Below are 19,668 nucleotides of genomic sequence, written 5' to 3'. Positions count from 1 at the left end.
ACCTACTAACCTCCTTGCCTCTTAAACACAATATAATCCGTCTGCGGTATTCTCTCCGCACCTAGCTGTCGCAAAATGGTGGTCACTTGTCCGCGATGATAGGTACCATGATTTGTGAGATGAATGATGATATCAGATAAAGGCTGAAGAAAACTTTGTCCCTTCATATTCTTATACGGTAATGAAGCAGCCAACATATCTTCTGTTGCTTGTTCAACAAATTGTTCCCATTGTTTATTTTGATGTAATAAGCCATTACTAATATCTTTCATACTCGGATGAAAAGTCAAACTAGGCATGACAATATTTTCATGCATTTGTACCCTTTGCCACCAGGCACTGGATGCATCCCACATATGCAAAAAGGTTTTGTGCAAAGAAGAAAAACTGCTCACGATCTCGCGATTTTGTTCTTCTGGTGATAACTGTACTGCCAAATTCAGCAGTTGTTCATTGGCCCATCCTTCATAGGCCGTGTAAGAGAGTAGTATTTGCTTCATTTTCGTCTTACATTTGATGGTACAGAATTTATTATCCCTTCAATTTACAAAGAATGTCTGAAAAATTTTTATTAAAAGGAATCAGTTCAACGGCCATGCATGCTGCGGGACATAAAAATGCCGAAGATGCACACCTGACACCCATTTTTGCTACCTCTACATTTACGTTTGATACAGCAGAAGACGGCATGGATCGTTTTGCAGGTACTGATAAGACCCGGGTATATAGTCGCTGGGGTAATCCCACTTTTACAGCTGCAGAAGAAACCATTGCAGCACTGGAAGCCTTTGGTTTGAAAGATGATAATGGACAGCCTTTGCAGTTAAAAGCACTACTGCACTCGAGCGGACAAGCAGCGATGTCTACATTATTTCTAAGTAATTTAAAGGCCGGAGACGCAATATTATCGCACTATTCATTATATGGTGGTACACAAGAATTGATGACCAAAGTATTAGCAGCTACCGGTATTGAAGTGATCATTGTAGATATGCGGAGTTTGAATCTTGTGTCAGAAGCTTTACAACAACATCCACAGATCAAACTTGTACATATTGAAACACCGGCTAATCCTACTATACAATGTGTAGATATTGCTGCTGTGACAAAAATTGCCAAGACTAAAAATGTAATCGTTAGTGTTGACAATACTTTCGCTACTCCTTACTTACAACAGCCTTTCAAATTTGGAGTTGATTATGTATTTCACTCCACTACTAAATTTTTGAATGGACATGGCACTGCTATTGGTGGAGTGCTTTTAGGTAAGGATCTAGAAAAAATGAGAACTTCTGTTTGGAAATGGCATGTATTACTGGGTGGTAACAGTAATCCTTTCGATGCTTTTTTATTGGCACAGGGAATGAAAACACTGGAGATCAGAATGGAAAGACATTGTGCCAATGCGCAGGCTGTTGCAGCTTTTCTGGAAAAACACCCGGCAATTGCTCAAGTAAATTTTACCGGTCTTTCTTCGCATCCGGATCACGAGCTCTGTAAAAAACAAATGAGATTGCCCGGAGCAGTGATGAGCTTTGAATTAAAAGGCGGACTTGATGCAGGCAAACAATTCATCAACCAATTACAAATGTGCGTACGAGCTATTTCATTGGGCACCGTAGATACATTGGTATCTCACCCGGCCAGTATGAGTCATTTTGGAATTCCAAGAGAAGAAAGACTTAAATATGGCATTACAGATGGCTTGATTCGTTTGAGTGTTGGCATTGAAAATATAGAAGATATTATTCGTGATCTGGATCAAGCATTACAATAAATTATTGTAATAAAAATTGTAGTTCTGAGACTGATAATCTTTAAAAACAACCATATGAGAAAATTTCTATTGGTGGCCGTAACAGTTTTCACCTCTGTTACCTATGCACAAAAGAAGACCCTACCTGCTGTTCAGCAAGATCGTTTTACAGGTTTGGATACCATTTTTGAGCGTGTTTTAAAAGATCAGTTAGCAGCTGGGTTTGCAGTTGCCGTTGTAGAAAAAGACAAAATCATTTATACCAAAGGATTTGGTTATCGTGATTATGAGAAAAAATTACCGGTAACACCCAATACGCTTTTTGCTATTGGAAGCTGTACCAAAGCCTTTACCTCCTCATTATTAGGCATTCTTCAAAAAGATCATAAAATAGATTTTGATGAGCCTGCTATAAAGTATTTACCTGGTTTGAAGTTTTACAATGAAGACATGGATAAACATATTAGCATCCGTGATATGATGAGTCACCGCACAGGATTGCCAAGACATGATTTTTCATGGTACCTGTTCAAAACAAAATCAAGGGATAGTCTCTTACAAAGAATACGATACCAGCAGCCAACATTTGGTATTCGCGAAAGATGGCAATACAACAATTTTATGTTCTTGACTCAGGGAATGATCGCAGAAAAAATAACCGGTAAAAGCTGGGAAGAAAATATCAAATCCAGAATTTTTCAACCGTTGGGAATGACAAGAAGCAATTTGACCATTGATGAATTTATGAAAGACGAAGATGCTGCTATTGGATATGGCTTAAAAAAAGATAGTATCATTGACAAGCTTGACTATTACAATATTGGGGCAATGGGACCTGCGGGCAGCATCAATAGCAGTGTGAATGAAATGGCCAAATGGGTAATCACTTGGATCAACAGAGGTAATTATCAAGGAAAAGAGATCATACCAGCTGGTTATATTAGTAATGCGATGTCTGCTCAAATGGTATCTGGACCCGGAATACCAACAAAAGACAGACCTGATGTATTTTTTTCAAGCTATGGAATGGGTTGGTCACTCTCATCGTATAAAGGGCATTATCGAGTAGAACATGGCGGCAACATTGATGGATTCTCTGCCAGCACCAGTTTCTTCCCAACTGACAGTATCGGAATCATTGTTTTAACGAATCAAAATGCATCCTCTGTTACTGCTATTGTACGTAATATGATGGCAGACCGTTTATTGAAACTCCCTTTCTTTGATTGGAACAAGGATATTCTTGAAGCAAATAAAAAAGCCAAAGAAGCTGATAAAGCTGCCGAAAAAACTGTCAGCTCCAATCAACAAAAAAACACAAAGCCTTCACACACACTCAAAGGATATGAAGGAATCTATACTCATCCAGGCTATGGAAGCTTGGAAGTAATAGAGCAAAATGATTCATTGTTTGTACATATTTATGACAATGATCCTGCATGGCTGAAACATTTTCACTACGATGTATTCCAACCTTATAATGTTGGGAAGAGTGGTAAACCGGATACAACAGAAAAAAGTCAGTTACGTTTTCAGTTCTTTATGAATGGATCAGGTGATATCAATTCACTTTCTCTAAAACTTGAACCAACAATTGATCATCTATCGTTCAAAAAAACACCAAGAACCGTTAAAACTTCTGCTGATGAACTCCAGAAATTTGTAGGAGAGTATGAACTTGGAAGTGCAGTTGTGAAAATATCTGTGAAAAATAATACACTGTTCGCATTGATACCTGGTCAACCGGAATATGAATTATCAGCCATAGAAAACAACAGATTTGCCATTAAAATTTTAAACGGATACTTTGTGGCATTTGATGTGAATGGAACTGATGTGTCACAACTCACATTTCAGCAACCGAATGGGAACTTTGTTGCAAAAAGAAAAAAATAAAGCATTTATCGATTGAGTATGAATATTCAGATCAGAAGAGCAGAAAGAAGAGATTGCGCTAGACTACTAGAGTTGATTCATGAATTGGCTTTATATGAAAAAGCTCCAGAAGAAGTAACGGTTACACTTGAACATTTTGAAACAAGTGGTTTTGGTGAAAACCCTGTATGGTGGGCATTTGTAGCCGAATTTGATGGAAAAGTGGAAGGCTTCGCATTGTATTATATTCGTTATAGTACCTGGAAAGGACAATGTTTATATCTGGAAGATTTTCTCGTGACAGAAAGACTACGTGGACAAGGTGCCGGAAAACTACTGTTTGACCGTTTGATAGAAGAAGCAAAAGAAAAAGGATTCAAGCGAATGGTTTGGCAAGTATTGGATTGGAATGAACCTGCCATTAATTTTTATAAAAAGTACAACGCAACTTTGGATCCTGAATGGGTGAATGGGACCTTGGACATTTAGAGAGTTGACAGATGTTAGTTGACAGTTGACAGAAGAGAAAAAAAATTTCTGTCAACTATCAACTTATCCTTAGCTCACTCCTTCCACCACTGCTTCCTTATAAATTTTCTGCACCAACCCTTGTAATACTTTACCCGGACCTGCTTCTGTGAAGTTAGTGGCGCCATCTGCTACCATGGCTTGAACACTTTGTGTCCATTTAACGGCACCGGTTAATTGATCAATAAGGTTTTGTTTGATGAGTTCGGGTTGGGTAATACCTGCTGCTGCTACATTCTGATAAACAGGACAAATAGGCTGATGAAAGGTAGTAGCTTCAATAGCTGCCGCCAATTCCTCTCTGGCAGGAGCCATGAGTGGACTATGAAAAGCACCACCCACCGGTAAAACCAATGCTCGTTTGGCACCGGCTGCTTTCATTCTTTCACAAGCAATTTCAATTCCTTTTACAGAACCACTGATAACCAATTGTCCGGGGCAATTATAGTTTGCTGCTACTACCACTTCTCCGGTTTCTGCCTGAACTGCTGCGCAGATCTCTTCTACTTTAGCATCCTCTAAAGCTAGTACAGCTGCCATCGTGGATGGAACCAATTCACAGGCTTTCTGCATTGCTTTCGCTCGTATACTTACCAGTTGTAAAGCATCTTCAAAACTCAGTGTTTGATTAGCCACTAAAGCCGAGAACTCACCCAATGAATGACCTGCTACCATGTGAGGCGTTGGCGCTTCAATGGTTCTGTACGCAACAACAGAATGTAAAAAAACTGCAGGTTGTGTAACATTGGTTTGCTTCAATTCCTCATCAGTACCATTGAACATGATATCACTGATACGGAAACCAAGGATATCATTGGCATTTTCAAATAACCTTTTTGCTGATGCGTTGGACTCATACAGGTTTTTCCCCATTCCACTGAACTGTGAGCCCTGACCCGGAAATATATAAGCATGCTTGTTCATAATCCTTATTTTAACTAAACGCAAAAAAACCTAATCCTGATGATATCCCAAATTTATTTTTATAGAAAGCTACACTTAATATACCGGTACCGGAACTTTATACTTGACAAGTAAGTTTTTATATTCAGGTAATTTGTACAATGGTTCAAGATCTGCATCATGCAACATATGTTCAAAACTGTTGTAACCCGCCTGTAATGAAAGTTCCAGATATTCAAATGCTTTCGAAAAATTACCTAGGGTAGTATAAATACATGCTGCATTATGGTACTCGTCTGCTAAAGCACCAATTTTAGCACTCGCATCAATGATCATTTTTTTAATAAAACGTTCAGCTGTTACTTTATCACCCATAGCTGCTGCTGCATAAGCATAGTTAGATGATGTATCTTTTTTTTGTGTACCTGAAATCGTATAACTCATGGCTTTTTGATAATTCCCATTTGCCAGCTCAGTTTGTTTCATGCCTATTTTAAATACATCTCCTAATGCTTTGTAATTATTATATCCCGGTCTTAATGCAATTGAATTTTGTATATCCAATAAAGCGCCTTGAGGATCGTTGTTCGAAAGTTTAAACTGACCTCTCTCCAGATAAAACCCTGCTCTTTGTGTTGAATCTTTCAGTCCGATTGAAAAGGCTTTATTATAATTTCTTAAAGCCTCCGTCTTATCATTTTTGAGTTTATATAGATAGGCTTTATCCCAATAAAGAGTGGCATCATTTGGAGAAATGATTATTGCAGCATCAATTACCTCCATTGCTTTATTAAATTTTAAATATCTTCTTTCGTGTAAATAGTAATCTATATAACAGTTTACCCTATCAGTATTTGTTGTGAGCAACGTAATAGCTTTTTTATAATCTGCAGTAGCGGCCTCATAGTCTTTATCAATTTCAGATCTAATTCTCCCCAAATTCCAAAAAGCAAAGCCACTTTTGTTATTATATTTTAACGTCTTTACATAGCTAGCTTTGGCTTCATCATAATTTTTATTGTCATAATAAATAGCTCCAAGTACAAGATGACTGGAAGCCAGCATTAGTGTATCATTAGTATTTTTTGCTTTACCATCGAGCACCCTAACAACTTCCAACATATCCGTTTTACAAAGCGCATAACGCTTATTATCAAGGTGCATTACCCCCCGTTCATAAAGGGCTTCAATATTTTGTCTGTTTTTTGTTATGGATACATCTAAATCATCCATAATTTCTTTGATCGTATAAGAAAGATCTTTATTCTTTACAAGGGCTCTTTTGAAATATAAATCAGACAGCTCTATATAACTCGTTGTAAGTTTAATGATATCAGAGTAAGTTGAAACGGCATTGTCAAATTCTTGAAGTTGTACATAACCTAAAACTAGCTTTTCTAGGAAGGTTTTATTTTTCGAAAAGCCGTAATTATCTCTCATCTTTTCCATGTCGTCAACCGCATAATCATAATCACCTAATTCATAATAAGCATTCGCTCTCAGCTCGTAAAGCCTCCCTGTTGATGAATTGTCATTCGTATAATAAGACATTGCCTTAGTAGCATCACTGATTGCCAAGGTATAGTTCTTTTTATTCTTATATCCAATTGCCCTCCACCAATATGCTTCTCCATTCAAAGCAACATTCAATGATAAAGTTGCAGCATTGATGATGCCATCATTGTCACCCTTTTCGTTAGCCGTTCTTGCTTGTTTATTATAGTCGGCAGATGTTTGTCCAATAGCCAAATAGGAACCCAATAAAAAAACAGTTATCGAAAAGAGTCTTACTGTTATGCGTATCATAACCTGAGATTTTAGGATAAAAGTATCGCTTATTCAAACGAAAAAAGTACCTATTTGAGGGTATTTTAAACAAAAAAAGCAGCTTTCGCTGCTTTCTTACTCCATCTCTTTTTAATTAAAACTCTGTTTTCAATTCCAGATATTTCAAAAATTCTTGCTTTGTCTTTTCTTCCTTGAATTTTCCACCATAAAAGGCGGTGATGGTTGAAGAAGTATCATCTTCCACTCCCCGACTGGCGACACAAAGGTGTTTTGCGTCAATTACAATCGCAACATCTTCTGTACCCAGATCCTTCTGCAACTCTTTTCCGATTTGCATGGTTAATCTTTCCTGCACTTGCGGACGTTTTGCAAAATATTCTACCAATCGGTTGAGCTTACTTAATCCAATCACTTTGCCATTGCTGATATAAGCAACATGCGCTTTACCAATGATGGGTACAAAATGGTGTTCACAGTTGCTGTAGAAAGAAATATTCTTTTCGACCAACATCTCATTGTACTTATACTTGTTATCAAACAATGCAATGGCCGGTTTATTGGCGGGATTCAATCCCTGAAAGATTTCTTTCACATACATTTTTGCTACACGACGAGGTGTTCCCTTCAAGCTATCATCCGTCAAATCCAGTCCTAGGGTTTCCATGATGGCACGAAAATGTGCTTCAATCTCAGCGATTTTCTGTTCATCTGTTTTTTCAAAAGCATCAGCTCTCATCGGCGTCTCTACCGATGTACTGATATGATCATCTCCCATATCATCTATATGCATATCACTCAATTCAATTTGTTCTCCGTTAAGCCGGATATTCAACAAAGTTTCGTTCTGTTTCATACAACCTGATTTTTAAGTCCAATTCCTTATCCAGCCTAGCACGCAACAAATTGTAAATAACTACGGCAATATTTTCTGCAGTAGGATTGAGTGTTGCAAACTCAACTGTATCCAGATTTAAATTTTTATGATCGAATTTGTTTAATACTTCTTCTTTAATAAGATCACTCAGCACTTTCATGTCCAACACATAACCCGTCTCAGGGTTCGGAACACCACTCACTTTTACAATTAGTTCATAATTGTGTCCATGAAAGTTGGCATTATTACACAAACCAAACACTTCCTTGTTCTTTTCTACAGACCAATTTGAATTGTGCAAACGATGTGCCGCATTAAAATGTTCCTTCCTGTATACCGCTACTTTATTCTCCATTATTTTATGCCATTTTGAAACCGGCATCAGATACCTGTTCATCTTCCGTTGCGTCGCACACTTCAACGGCAATAACCCAGGTGTTCATTTACATTTAATTATCAAGTGATTCAGTTATCAATGGTCTGGCACTGTTTCAGAAGTGTGCTGATCAAGTGGCCTGACAGTTCGAGAGCCTATACATTGGTAACAGAGCTTGAATGTCTTCTTGTCCATGGACCATGGTCCAATTTTATATCCTACCTATGATTCAGGTATGTTCGACATCCTGAATACAAAGGTACATACGGATATAATAACAGCATAGATGTTATTTTGTTTAGAAATAGAGCAAGAAAGTGTAAACAGATAAATAAGCCCCAGTGCATCCACAGGCTAGGATGCCACTTTACTCAACAAAACCCATATACCATAAGCCATGATCTATCAGCCAAAATACTCAACATAAATCCTAGGCGTCTCATACAACTTAATACAGTGAAGCTGAACCTGTTGTGGAAGATGCGGCTGTAGTTGTTGCCATATTGCAATGGCGAGGTTTTCGGTACTGCAAAGCTGGTCTTTCATAAAATCCACATCCAGATTGAGGTTTTTATGATCCAGCTTATCAATTACATGCTCTTTAATGAGTTTACTGAGCTTTTTAACATCATACAAGAACCCCGTATCCGGATCAGGATTGCCTTTGATCGTTACATATAAATCATAATTGTGTCCATGCCAATTCTCATTGGCACATACACCAAAAACCTCCTCATTCCGCTCTTTCGACCAACGTGGATTGTATAGTTTATGGGCAGCGTTAAAATGTTCTTGTCGCGTTAAATAGACCATGCTAGCTCCGAAAATTTCGGCAAAGGTAATGAAGTTGACTTGTAACTCCTTGCATGTACTGACCTACAAATGCATAAATCATTGATTTACAAATAGCAAACCCTAAAATCAAATGATCAACTCAATGCAATCCTTAGTATTTTTATACTACTATATCTATTAAACAGTTTTCATGCGAATTATCATTACAGCCGCAACTATCGGAGAATGGATGCCCGTTTTTGTAAATATGAATACACTCTATACGGGCGAAAGTCAGCGACTGAAAGTAAGGTTTCATCAATCCGGTGTTGGGATGCTGGCAAGTGCTGTTTCATTGACCCGTCTGGTATCTGAAGAAAAGCCCGATCTGATTATACAAGCAGGCATTGCAGGTTGCTTTGACTCCAACATGCCCCTCGGGAAAGTAGTGGTGGTAAAAGAAGAAATTTTGGGTGATGTGGGTGTTGAGGAAGACGGTAAATGGAAAGATCTATTTGATTTGAAACTGGAAAAAAGCAATTATCATCCATTTGAAAAAAGAAAATTACCCAATCCCTGGCTTAGCACCTATAACCTACTAAAGCTTCCTGAACTAACTGGCATTACGGTGAACCAAATCAGCACCCAACCAAGCAGAATTGAACAACTCAAAAAGAAATATGGTGCTGTTGTAGAATCTATGGAAGGTGCAGCTTTACATTTTATTTGTCGGGAAGCCAATATTCCATTTATCCAAATCAGAGCCATCTCCAATTACATAGGCGAACGCAACAAAGCCCACTGGAAAATGAAAGAAGCGATTGAAGCATTGAATGAAGTGTTGGTGAAGTATGTGGATAGGTTGTATAAGATAAAATAGAGTTGACAGATGACAGTTGATAGTTGACAGTTTAGTGAATAAATTTCTTACTGTCAACTATCAACAGTCAACTGTTATCTATCACCTATCAACTAACTTTGCCCCATGACACTCACCCTCGGCTTCTCCCCTTGTCCGAATGATACTTTTATTTTTGATGCACTGGTCAATAGTAAAATTGATACGGGTGGTATTTCATTTGATGTAGTAATGGAAGACGTACAAACCTTGAACCTATGGGCCATCGAGGGAAAATTAGATATATCGAAAATAAGCTATGGTGTACTGCCTTTGGTTTTACAGCAGTATACAGTTTTAAACAGTGGCGGCGCACTAGGTAAAGGAGTAGGACCTTTATTAATAACAAAGGATCCGACACTTACAATAGAACAAGTTAGCCATGCGAAAATTGCAATACCGGGTGTCAATACCACCGCACACTTACTTTTTTCAATGGCGTTCCCTTTTGCCCAAGAAAAAAGCTTTCATGTATTTCATGAAATTGAAGAACTGGTTATATGCGGAAAAGTTGACGCTGGCGTCATCATCCATGAAAACAGATTCACTTATCAACAGAAAGGACTACATAAAATATTGGATTTGGGTGATTACTGGGAAAAACAAACAGGAGTACCAATACCACTTGGGGGTATTGTAGCGCATCACAGAATAATAGATAGTATTGCTTTACAAGTCAATGAGCTGATTAGAAAAAGTGTGGAGTATGCATTTGCACATTATCCGGAAGTATCCAATTATGTTAGAGCACATGCACAGGAAATGAGTGAAGCTGTGATGCGACAGCACATTGATCTTTATGTAAATGAGTTTTCGATCGATTTGGGCACTCCCGGAAAACAAGCCGTTACTACCTTGATGCATATTGCACAGCCTGATTTTGTAAACAAAGCAATATCTCCCATTTTCTTATCTGACCGTTGATACTTTTTTATTTATTTTATTGTTAGTTTCTCTCATCTTTCCGTAAAATTTAGTTCATGAGTACTTTACTGAAAGACCTGTATTCACAGTCTTTTTATAACCAGCTATCCATTCCATTAAAAAAAAGTATTCCCGGTTTTGATAAAAAATCTTTTCTGAATAAGATATTTATATCCGCGTTTAAAGAATATGAGCTAAAAGAAAGAATGGAACATACAGCTCATGTGTTACATCATTTCTTACCAAAAGACTATTCAAAAGCGGCGCCTCTTTTAATTGAACTAATAGAAGCGATCAAAAAAGATGGACCTGTTGCAAGCAGTATTGAATACCTTTTCTTACCAGAATATATTTATCTGTATGGATTAGATCATTACAAAGAATCTGTAATGGCTATGGAGCAAGTAACCCAATTTATTAGTTGTGAATTTGCAGTCAGGCATTTTATAGTTCGCTATGAAGCAAAAATGATTCCGCAAATGTTGAAGTGGTCTACTCATACAAGCCGTCATGTACGCAGACTAGCTACAGAAGGCTGTAGACCTCGTTTACCCTGGGCCATGGCTTTACCTACGTTGAAAAAAGATCCCACACCCATTTTAACGATCCTTGAAAATCTGAAAAATGATAGTTGTGAAGTGGTGAGAAGAAGTGTAGCCAATAACCTCAATGATATTTCAAAAGATAATCCTGAGATAGCGATTACCATTGCTAAAAAATGGAAAAACCAAAGTCCGGAAACCAATGCCATCATCAAACATGGATTAAGATCCTTATTAAAAGCCGGACATCCGGAAGTTTTAAAATACTATCAACTAAATGCTGACAACTTAACAATCGACCGCTTCATTATTAAAAATAAAAAGGTTAAGATTGGAGACCATCTTGAATTTGAAGCTTGCATTACCAACAACGGAAAAAAGAAAGTTACTGTCCGTTTGGAATATGCTATTCATTACTTAAGAAACAACGGCAGCTTGTCTAAGAAAGTGTTTAAGATTAGTGAGCGTGAAATGGCTACGAGAGAAAAATGGGAAATCACCAGAAGACAAAGCTTCAAAATCATTACAACAAGAGCTTTTTATAAAGGCAAACAAAAAGTATCAATAATCATTAACGGATCAGAAAGTAACGCGCTTTCTTTTGAACTACTATAAACGGATACTGACTGAACTGGTCATAAAAAAATTATCTGATTTCAAGCCGGCTTCTGTGGGAAATACGGGTTGCGCCGAGCTAAATGATCTTGCCTCAATACGGAACATCATAGATGGGCTAAACTTATAATCGTAATTGATTGAATACCCGAAAGTTTTGAATGCAACAGATGAAGGAGATGAAATGATGACTTTGTGGATGTCTTGGTAATATTCTGCCCGCATAGCCAGTCGATGATGATCAATAATTTGATAGCCCAATATCAAAACCGGAGAATACCAATGGTACATTTTTGAAGACCCTTTTGTTTGTTGCTCCCAACCGATATCAAAACCTGCAGTCACTAGCCAATTTTTATTCAATTGCCAATTAGCATAGAGATTATGAAAATAACGCATCCTTCTAAAATCAGGATGTCTATCATTCCCAATAAAAGAACTACTGTTAATGCTCAAAGTATGATTGGGCTTATACGTGAGTTGATGACCAAAAGCTGGTTGAAATGACTGACCTACTCTGATACTTCTTTGCCATCCATTTACACATAACAACCCTAAAAACCACTTTTGATTAGCACTGTTATAAGATAGTCTGAATCCTGACTCATAGTATGGAGAATTATCGGCCATCATGCTTCTCGTCAAGGTTAATTGATCTGCTCCAATAGCGCTTTCAAATCCTATATGAGAGGGTAGAATTCCCATGTCCAACCACCATTCTTTGTGCTTGCTAAGTTTGAATCCAACATAAGCCTCAAAAACTTGTCCTAGAACAGCATCTTCTGCTTGCAAATTATCATCCATATAGGTGCCTGCAGCCAAAGCCACAACACTTCGAAATCGTTTAGCGGTATAAGACACTCTGCCCACGATAAGATTCAATGATAGCTTTTGGTGCCTATTGTAAGAATATAGAAAAGGGATTTTTTGTTGATCCGCAGGTTTACCAAAATCATGACTATAATAAGCTTCTGCATAAGTATCCCACTCAAATTTGTTCTTTGTGCTGTCTTGTTGTGCCGCTACATGAACAGATACCAACAATAGTATGATCAAGAATCGATACATGTTATGGAATGGGCTCAATTTAAACCATCTCACTAAGTTCAAGCCATCGCAACTCTTTTTCCTCTAGCTCTTGCGTGATGGCTATCATTCTTTCACTGAGTTTTGAAATTTCATCAAAGGAAAGCGCTCCCTGACTCATCTGTTCAGTAATTTTTAGTTTCTCTGCCTCAAGTGCTGGTAATTCTTTTTCCAACACCTCAAATTCACGCTTCTCCTTAAAGCTCATTTTCTTCTTTGAAGTTACTGTTTCATTTTTCACTTCGGGTCTTTCCACTTTCAACGGTCTACTGTCAGCTGTCAATTGCTCTCTTTCTTCCTCCTCCTTCATCCATATCCGATATTGCGTATAGTTACCGGGGAAATCACGCACTTCTCCATTTCCTTCAAATACAAATAAATGATCCACCAATCGATCCATGAAATAACGATCATGCGATACAATCAAAACGCAGCCCTGGTATTCACTCAGAAAATTTTCTAACACTGCCAATGTAGGAAGATCCAGATCATTCGTAGGCTCATCCAGAATTAAAAAATTAGGGTTACGAAATAATATAGTGAGTAATTGCAGTCGCTTTTTTTCGCCCCCACTTAAAGAAGATAGATAAGTGTATTGTTTATCGGGTGGAAACAAAAATAATTCTAAAAACTGTGCAGCACTTAAACTACCTCCCTTAGCTAAAGGAAAACTCTCAGCAAAAGTTTTGACATATTCAATCACACGCAGGTTGTCTTTTATCTGCAGACCTTGTTGAGAAAAATTACCAAAGATGACTGTTTCCCCAATATTTATTTTACCGCTATCAGCAGGTTCAATTAATTGCAACATATTGAGGAAAGTAGATTTACCCACTCCATTTTTACCAATGACGCCGATCCGCTCTCCTTTTGTAAAAGTATAATCGAATCCTTTTAAGATCGGAAGGTCTCCATACGATTTATATACCTTCTTCATCTCTATTACTTTGCCACCCAACCTGCTCATTTTGACTTCCAGTTGCAGTTTGGCATCTTCTATCTTTTGTTTCGCACGGGCTTCTACTTCATAAAAATTATCTTGGCGGCTCTTGCTCTTTGTAGTTCTCGCTTTCGGCTGTTTGCGCATCCACTCGAGTTCCTTTCGATATTGATTACGAGCTTTGTCGATACTAGCTTGTTCACTTTCTAATCTTGCCGCTTTTTTTTCCATGTAGTTTTCATAATCACCTTTGTAGACATACATGTTTTCGCGTTCCAGCTCCCATATCTCATCACAAACTGCATCTAAAAAATACCTGTCGTGGGTTACCAATAACAAAGTAATATTTTCTCCATTGAGATAATGTTCCAACCATTCAATCATTTCAACATCCAAGTGATTGGTTGGCTCATCCATCATCAACAAAGTATGTTTATGCTCAAACCCAATATCGATCAATGTTTTAGCCAACGCTACTCTTTTACGTTGTCCACCACTCAGGTCTTTCACCGGATTTTGCAAATGATGAATATTCAGCTTACCTAATATCTGTTTTACCTTTGCTTCAAAATCCCAAGCACCTAATTCATCCATTTTAGTAATAGCGTCTGCGATCAAATGACCATCTTCTGATTCAGCGGCTGCTTCATAAGCACGTATCGCTGTAATAATGGGATGCTCTAAATGAAAAATATTTTCAAGAACCGATTTTGCTTCATCAAATTCTGGCTCTTGTTCAAATAAAGCAACGGTCACTTCTTTATTGATCCAGCACTTACCCTCATCAGCCGTTTCTTGTCCGGCAAGAATGCGTAATAAAGTTGATTTACCGACCCCATTCCGAGCGATCAGGGCAATTTTATCGCCCTCATTGATATGGAAAGAGATATTATTGAATAAGGGATTAATACCATAACTCTTCGTGAGACCTTCAACAGAAACATAATGCATGGGGCAAAGATAGTGAAAGGGGGAGGATGGTGAAAGGTGAAATGATGCTCTTACCATGGACTATGGACCATGGTCAATAGTCAATTGTCCATTGCAGGAAATAAGCTTTCCTTTTCACCTTTCACCTTTCACTTTTGACTTAACCTATATCCTTCTAATCTTAATCTCTCTAAACCATGCTTCCCCGCCATGGTCTTGTAGTGCGATATGACCGGATTTTACGCTGCCGTAGCTATCCATATCTTTCCATTTGCCATTGGCTTTGTTTTGTTGCCAATTTTCGTCCCATAATTGATAGGCAACAACCTTTTTTCCATTTAGCCAATGTTCAACATGACCTTGGTTTACAATGATTCGGGTACTATTCCATTCACCGGCAGGTTTAGTAGCATCTGAAGCAGGAACATTCATCGCATAATTGGCTCCCGTTTTTTGCCAATCTTCCAGTTGGGCAGGATAACCTATATCATCTATTAATTGGTATTCAGGACCGCTATGATGGGTTGCCGGATATTTTTCAGATACCAGATATAAAATCCCACTGTTAGCACCGGCAGCAATTTTCCACTCTAATGACAATTCGAAATTCTCAAATTGTTCTTCAGTAATCAGGTCAGCTCGTTGTTGATTGGGTGCTTGGTTACCTTTACAATACAAGACACCTTCTTGTACCAACCATGAATCAGAAGGTTTATTTTGGAAAGTCCTCCATCCTTTTAAGGAAGTACCATTGAACAAATGGATCCAGTTTTTTTGATTTCGTTGAACAGATCTCGTGATGGCAGTAAAGATGGTTTTCTCTTTGGGCGTGGCACCGATTATGACACCTCCGCTCACGATAAGACAGGCCTGTAAAAACATATGGTTTGACATGCGCAACTGTTAGTTTTGGTGATTGGAAGATAGGGAGAATTTGTTTAAACTCATCAGTCGATAGCAAATAGTCCATAGAAGATTACCATTAACTATGGACTATCAGCCATTTGCTATCCCTATCTTTGCTACATGAAGCAGTTCAATGTACCCGGTGAATACCGGAGCCCTTTGATTGGGAACATTAAGCAGAGAAGAAAAGAGCAGGATAAATTAAAAAAAGATTTCTCCCCTACATTATTAGATCTTGGTGACTTGCAAATCTATTTAGCACGTCATTTTGGGTTTTGTTATGGTGTTGAAAATGCTATTGAAATTGCTTTCAGAACCATTGATGAAAATCCGGGTAAGAGAATTTTTTTATTGAGTGAAATGATTCATAACCCACAAGTAAATGCAGACCTTCTATCAAAAGGTGTTCAATTTTTGCAAGACACCAAGGGACAAGAGCTGATCTCTTTCGATACGCTTACCAAAGATGATGTGGTCATCATTCCCGCATTTGGAACCACACTCGAAATAGAAGCCATTTTAGAAGCAAAAGGAATACCCACTGAAAAATACAATACGACTTGTCCATTTGTTGAAAAAGTATGGAACCGAAGTGAGCAGATCGCCAAGAAAGGGTACAGTATTGTGGTGCATGGCAAACCACAACATGAAGAAACCAGAGCCACTTTTTCGCATGCTTCTTACCATACCCCTACAGTAGTGGTCAATGATATGGCAGAAACCATTGAACTGGCGAAATATATTACGGGTGAAAAACCCTCTACCGAATTTTACCATGAGTTCAAAGGCCGCTATTCGGAAGGATTTGATATTACAAAAGATTTACAAAAGATAGGAGTCGTTAACCAAACAACGCAACTCGCCACTGATACCCAAGCTATATCCGATTATTTAAAAAGTGTGTTCATTCGTCATTACCAATTAACTGCCGGTAATATAGCAGATCGTTTTGCAGATACCAGAGACACTCTTTGTTATGCTACTAACGACAATCAGACCGCAGTAACAGGCATGCTTGCAGATACAGAGGCTGATATTGCCATTGTGATTGGTGGATATAATAGCAGCAACTCTTCCCACTTAGTAGAACTGTGTGAAGAAAAGCTGACAACTTATTTTATTGATGCCGCAGATAAATTGATTGATCAACGAGAAATTCTGCACCGCAATTGGAGAACAAAGGAATTAATATCCATACATAACTATCTACCTGAAAAGAAACCGCTTCGTGTTTTAATGACCAGTGGAGCCAGTTGTCCGGATGCAGTTGTTGAAGCCGTTATTCGAAAATTGGTCGGGTTTTATCAAGTTGAAGAACAACTGGAAAATTATATAAATGCATGAGTTGGATCATCCTTGTCATAGCAGGTTTATTTGAAGTGGGGTTTGCCGCTTGTTTGGGTAAGGCCAGACTTAGCATGGGCATGACTGCCATTGGCTGGTATAGTGGCTTTTTAGTTTGTTTAACGATCAGTATGTTATTGCTTATAAAAGCCACACAAGAATTGCCTATCGGTACAGCTTATGCCGTATGGACAGGTATTGGAGCGGTTGGAACTGTTATCATAGGTATTCTCTTCTTTAAAGAACCTGCAGATTTTTGGAGACTTTTTTTTCATCACCACATTGATTGCTTCTATCGTTGGACTAAAGATTGTTAGTCATTAATCTGTTAGATATTTTTAGTGATACCGCATACGCTATTCCTCAAATAAGTATTCATTTCTTTCAAAAACGTATATTTAGTAATAACTTATGCGTACATGAAAGAAAAAAAATCTAATAGTGGCATCTACATGTTTGGTAGCCTCATTAGCATTTTAGCTGTTGGCTTACAGCTATGGGTTACCTTGAATGCAAGAGAAGTTTCTATTCTTCATACTATTATTCGTTTCTTCAGCTATTTTACCATACTTACCAATAGTCTTGTAGCCATTTATTTTACATACTTATGGCTATTCCCTTTAACAAAAATAGGACTGTTCTTTAAAAAATTCAGTACCACCACAGCAATCACTGTTTATATTGTAGTGGTAGGCATTATTTATAATGTATTATTAAGAGGTATCTGGCCTGTTACCGGATGGGGCATGGTTGCAGATGAGTTATTACACAGTTTTATTCCTGTATATTTTCTTATTTATTGGTTATTTTTTACAGACAGAAAAAAACTTGAATGGAGCGATGCATTGCCATGGTTATATTATCCGCTTGCATACCTTATTTACACATTAATTAGAGGCACTATTACACATACCTATCCCTACCCTTTTGTCAATGTCATTAAATTAGGATACCAACAAACTTTGATGAATTGTTTGGGTGTAGGTGCTGTATTTTATGGATTATTCCTTCTCATGATCGCCATTAGTAAAAAAAGAACAGCATCTAATTAATTTATACGCTTCTAAACCAGTTTGCGAGATAGTTGTTACTATTCTTGTATGCGTCTTATATATTTGGCAAACATCATGGTAGCAGGATGGATTGGCATATCCTCCCTATTCCTCCCATCATATGCAGCTAGAACTGTATTTTCAGATGCTTATTCAGTCACTCCGGTGATACCACTAACCGGAGCACTTTGGTTATCAATTGCAATCTTATCCATATTCGGTTTCTTTTATCCGATTCAATTTTCAGCGGTTTTATTATTACAACTGATCTATAAATCTTGTTGGCTACTATTTGTTTGCTTACCCGCCATACAAAACAACAAGCCATACCCGGGAGGTATGGCTGTATTTTTTGTTGTATGGGTTTTGATGCTCCCCTTTGTCATCCCATGGAAATATCTATTGAGTCAACACCATTAATCGTCTTCCATTTTATTTTTCAACTTACCCAATAAACTATAGGCATTCTTGAGTACTACTTTTTGTTGTCTCCAATCGATATTTTCCTTGGTCTTCAACTCAACCATTTGCCGATCAACAATACCTATCTCCACCTCCATCATTTCAAATCGACTGGAGTCTTTTGCTATAAAAATGTAAGGCTTACTTTGATAACGAACAACTGCTGATTCCGGAACAACGATGGCTTTCTTATTATCCAATTCAAAACTTCCATTCAAGAACATACCCGGCAACAACTCATGATTGGCATTTTCAAAATGACAATGTACCAACCCACCTCTATTCTCATCTACATTTCTGGTTACCAGAATAACATCCACTTCATATTTTTTTCCGGGTTTATCCGCAAGCGTAACACTTGCGCGCATTCCTTTTTTGATCTGCATGATATCTTTTTCAAAAACAGTAAGCGCTGCATGAATATCATCGGGATCTACCAACTCAAACAATACATCTGCCGGATTCACGTACTTCCCAATGTTTACATTCACTTTTGTGACATATCCATTGATAGGAGATCTTAAACTAATGGTTCGCGTAATAGTATTGACTGATAATTTCTCCGGATCGATACCTACGATCTTTAGCTTCTCTTCTAAAGATCGTATCAATACCTGTTGAATCTTAAAATCAGATGATGCTTGTTGATAGGTTTTCTTACTTGCCGCATCTTGTTCACTCAGCTCTTTTTGACGAGAAAGATCAGTATTGAGAAATTCCATTTTTGCTTTTGCCATTAAGTAATCCTGCTGTAACTGCACGTAACTCTGATCTTCCAGTATGGCTATGACTTCCCCTTTTTTTACTCCCATTCCCGGAAGTAGATGAGAACTTTTCAAATAGCCACCTAGTGGAAAACTCACAGAAACCATACCTTGTGGAGGCACATCAACAACACCATTCACTTTGATGGTACTATGCATATCCATTTCAGCAGGATAGCCAATAGTAATGCCGGCATTTTTTAGTTGCTCTGCATTGAGTTCTACCATAGTCTCCTGCTTTTCTTCTTTTACAACCTCAGTTGCAGCCTCTTCTTTTGTTCCGCATGATAGTAATACCACCATAGCGATACTTAGCATATATTTTTTCATA

20 protein-coding genes are annotated in these 19,668 nt (G+C 37.9%); 10 read left to right on the top strand and 10 right to left on the bottom strand.

What is annotated here, in order from left to right; translation table 11 throughout:
- Nucleotides 1-5: 5 nt before the first annotated feature.
- Complete coding sequence (locus ACTIEV_RS01945; protein WP_322197146.1) at nucleotides 6-500, bottom strand: DinB family protein; 495 nt, start codon at nucleotides 498-500, stop codon at nucleotides 6-8.
- Nucleotides 501-553: 53 nt separating this feature from the next.
- On the opposite strand from ACTIEV_RS01945, the gene ACTIEV_RS01940 reads away from it, so the two are divergent.
- Genes ACTIEV_RS01940 through ACTIEV_RS01930 form a run of 3 tightly spaced genes read left to right on the top strand, consistent with a single transcriptional unit; the run spans nucleotide 554 to nucleotide 4,120 of the window.
- Complete coding sequence (locus tag ACTIEV_RS01940; RefSeq protein ID WP_322197147.1) at nucleotides 554-1,777, top strand: trans-sulfuration enzyme family protein; 1,224 nt, start codon at nucleotides 554-556, stop codon at nucleotides 1,775-1,777.
- Nucleotides 1,778-1,831: 54 nt separating this feature from the next.
- Nucleotides 1,832-3,652, top strand: coding sequence for a serine hydrolase (locus ACTIEV_RS01935; protein WP_322197148.1), 1,821 nt, complete (start codon nucleotides 1,832-1,834; stop codon nucleotides 3,650-3,652).
- A gap of 18 nt (nucleotides 3,653-3,670) precedes the next feature.
- Nucleotides 3,671-4,120 (top strand): GNAT family N-acetyltransferase, encoded by a 450-nt coding sequence (locus ACTIEV_RS01930; RefSeq protein ID WP_322197149.1) that lies wholly within the window; start codon nucleotides 3,671-3,673, stop codon nucleotides 4,118-4,120.
- A 69-nt stretch (nucleotides 4,121-4,189) separates the two neighbouring features.
- Here the strand turns inward: ACTIEV_RS01930 and fabD are convergent, their stop codons facing one another.
- The 5 genes from fabD to ACTIEV_RS01905 all read right to left on the bottom strand — a co-directional run bounded on the left by fabD (nucleotide 4,190) and on the right by ACTIEV_RS01905 (nucleotide 8,913).
- Nucleotides 4,190-5,083 carry an ACP S-malonyltransferase gene (fabD, locus tag ACTIEV_RS01925; protein ID WP_322197150.1) on the bottom strand — a complete coding sequence of 298 codons (894 nt, stop codon included), beginning with the start codon at nucleotides 5,081-5,083 and terminating at the stop codon, nucleotides 4,190-4,192.
- Nucleotides 5,084-5,158: 75 nt separating this feature from the next.
- Nucleotides 5,159-6,868 carry a TPR end-of-group domain-containing protein gene (locus ACTIEV_RS01920; protein ID WP_322197151.1) on the bottom strand — a complete coding sequence of 570 codons (1,710 nt, stop codon included), beginning with the start codon at nucleotides 6,866-6,868 and terminating at the stop codon, nucleotides 5,159-5,161.
- A gap of 115 nt (nucleotides 6,869-6,983) precedes the next feature.
- Entirely contained in the window at nucleotides 6,984-7,703 is a 720-nt protein-coding gene (gene folE / locus ACTIEV_RS01915) for a GTP cyclohydrolase I FolE (protein WP_322197152.1), read from the bottom strand.
- Nucleotides 7,666-8,106, bottom strand: coding sequence for a 6-pyruvoyl trahydropterin synthase family protein (locus tag ACTIEV_RS01910; protein ID WP_439515963.1), 441 nt, complete (start codon nucleotides 8,104-8,106; stop codon nucleotides 7,666-7,668). Before ACTIEV_RS01910 ends, folE begins: the two co-directional genes overlap by 38 nt.
- A gap of 399 nt (nucleotides 8,107-8,505) precedes the next feature.
- Nucleotides 8,506-8,913, bottom strand: a complete 408-nt coding sequence (locus ACTIEV_RS01905) for a 6-pyruvoyl trahydropterin synthase family protein (protein WP_322197154.1) — start codon at nucleotides 8,911-8,913, stop codon at nucleotides 8,506-8,508.
- Between the two features lie 172 nt (nucleotides 8,914-9,085).
- Between ACTIEV_RS01905 and mqnB the strand changes: the two genes are divergently transcribed.
- The 3 genes from mqnB to ACTIEV_RS01890 all read left to right on the top strand — a co-directional run bounded on the left by mqnB (nucleotide 9,086) and on the right by ACTIEV_RS01890 (nucleotide 11,853).
- A complete protein-coding gene (mqnB, locus tag ACTIEV_RS01900) occupies nucleotides 9,086-9,754 on the top strand; it encodes a futalosine hydrolase (protein ID WP_322197155.1) in 669 nt (222 codons plus the stop codon).
- A 105-nt stretch (nucleotides 9,755-9,859) separates the two neighbouring features.
- Complete coding sequence (locus tag ACTIEV_RS01895) at nucleotides 9,860-10,696, top strand: 1,4-dihydroxy-6-naphthoate synthase (RefSeq protein WP_322197156.1); 837 nt, start codon at nucleotides 9,860-9,862, stop codon at nucleotides 10,694-10,696.
- 56 nt (nucleotides 10,697-10,752) lie between these two features.
- Nucleotides 10,753-11,853, top strand: coding sequence for a DNA alkylation repair protein (locus ACTIEV_RS01890; protein ID WP_322197157.1), 1,101 nt, complete (start codon nucleotides 10,753-10,755; stop codon nucleotides 11,851-11,853).
- On the opposite strand, the gene ACTIEV_RS01885 is transcribed toward ACTIEV_RS01890, so the two are convergent.
- The 3 genes from ACTIEV_RS01885 to ACTIEV_RS01875 form a co-directional block, all read right to left on the bottom strand.
- The gene (locus ACTIEV_RS01885; protein ID WP_322197158.1) at nucleotides 11,848-12,921 is read right to left on the bottom strand and encodes a porin; all 1,074 of its coding nucleotides are present in this window, start codon (nucleotides 12,919-12,921) and stop codon (nucleotides 11,848-11,850) included. The genes ACTIEV_RS01890 and ACTIEV_RS01885 overlap by 6 nt on opposite strands.
- 19 nt (nucleotides 12,922-12,940) lie before the next feature.
- Nucleotides 12,941-14,830, bottom strand: coding sequence for a ribosomal protection-like ABC-F family protein (gene abc-f, locus ACTIEV_RS01880; protein ID WP_439515962.1), 1,890 nt, complete (start codon nucleotides 14,828-14,830; stop codon nucleotides 12,941-12,943).
- Between the two features lie 144 nt (nucleotides 14,831-14,974).
- The gene (locus ACTIEV_RS01875; RefSeq protein ID WP_439515961.1) at nucleotides 14,975-15,703 is read right to left on the bottom strand and encodes a 3-keto-disaccharide hydrolase; all 729 of its coding nucleotides are present in this window, start codon (nucleotides 15,701-15,703) and stop codon (nucleotides 14,975-14,977) included.
- 132 nt (nucleotides 15,704-15,835) lie between these two features.
- On the opposite strand from ACTIEV_RS01875, the gene ACTIEV_RS01870 reads away from it, so the two are divergent.
- The 4 genes from ACTIEV_RS01870 (at nucleotide 15,836) to ACTIEV_RS01855 (ending at nucleotide 18,531) form a co-directional block, all read left to right on the top strand.
- Nucleotides 15,836-17,059 carry a 4-hydroxy-3-methylbut-2-enyl diphosphate reductase gene (locus ACTIEV_RS01870; RefSeq protein ID WP_439515960.1) on the top strand — a complete coding sequence of 408 codons (1,224 nt, stop codon included), beginning with the start codon at nucleotides 15,836-15,838 and terminating at the stop codon, nucleotides 17,057-17,059.
- Nucleotides 17,056-17,376, top strand: coding sequence for a DMT family transporter (locus tag ACTIEV_RS01865; protein WP_439515959.1), 321 nt, complete (start codon nucleotides 17,056-17,058; stop codon nucleotides 17,374-17,376). Before ACTIEV_RS01870 ends, ACTIEV_RS01865 begins: the two co-directional genes overlap by 4 nt.
- 102 nt (nucleotides 17,377-17,478) lie before the next feature.
- On the top strand, nucleotides 17,479-18,111 hold the full coding sequence (locus ACTIEV_RS01860) for a Pr6Pr family membrane protein (protein WP_439515958.1): 633 nt from the start codon (nucleotides 17,479-17,481) through the stop codon (nucleotides 18,109-18,111).
- A 48-nt stretch (nucleotides 18,112-18,159) separates the two neighbouring features.
- Nucleotides 18,160-18,531: a hypothetical protein gene (locus ACTIEV_RS01855; protein ID WP_439515957.1), complete on the top strand. Its 372-nt coding sequence runs from the start codon at nucleotides 18,160-18,162 to the stop codon at nucleotides 18,529-18,531.
- Here the strand turns inward: ACTIEV_RS01855 and ACTIEV_RS01850 are convergent.
- On the bottom strand, nucleotides 18,528-19,667 hold the full coding sequence (locus tag ACTIEV_RS01850; protein WP_439515956.1) for an efflux RND transporter periplasmic adaptor subunit: 1,140 nt from the start codon (nucleotides 19,665-19,667) through the stop codon (nucleotides 18,528-18,530). The two genes, ACTIEV_RS01855 and ACTIEV_RS01850, sit on opposite strands and share 4 nt — an antisense overlap.
- Nucleotide 19,668 lies beyond the last annotated feature (1 nt).

The sequence above is a fragment of the Sediminibacterium sp. genome (assembly GCF_051861365.1).
GTDB lineage: Bacteria > Bacteroidota > Bacteroidia > Chitinophagales > Chitinophagaceae > Sediminibacterium.
Note: the sequence above shows the minus strand (reverse complement) of the source record. Positions and strands in the feature narration are given on the sequence as shown.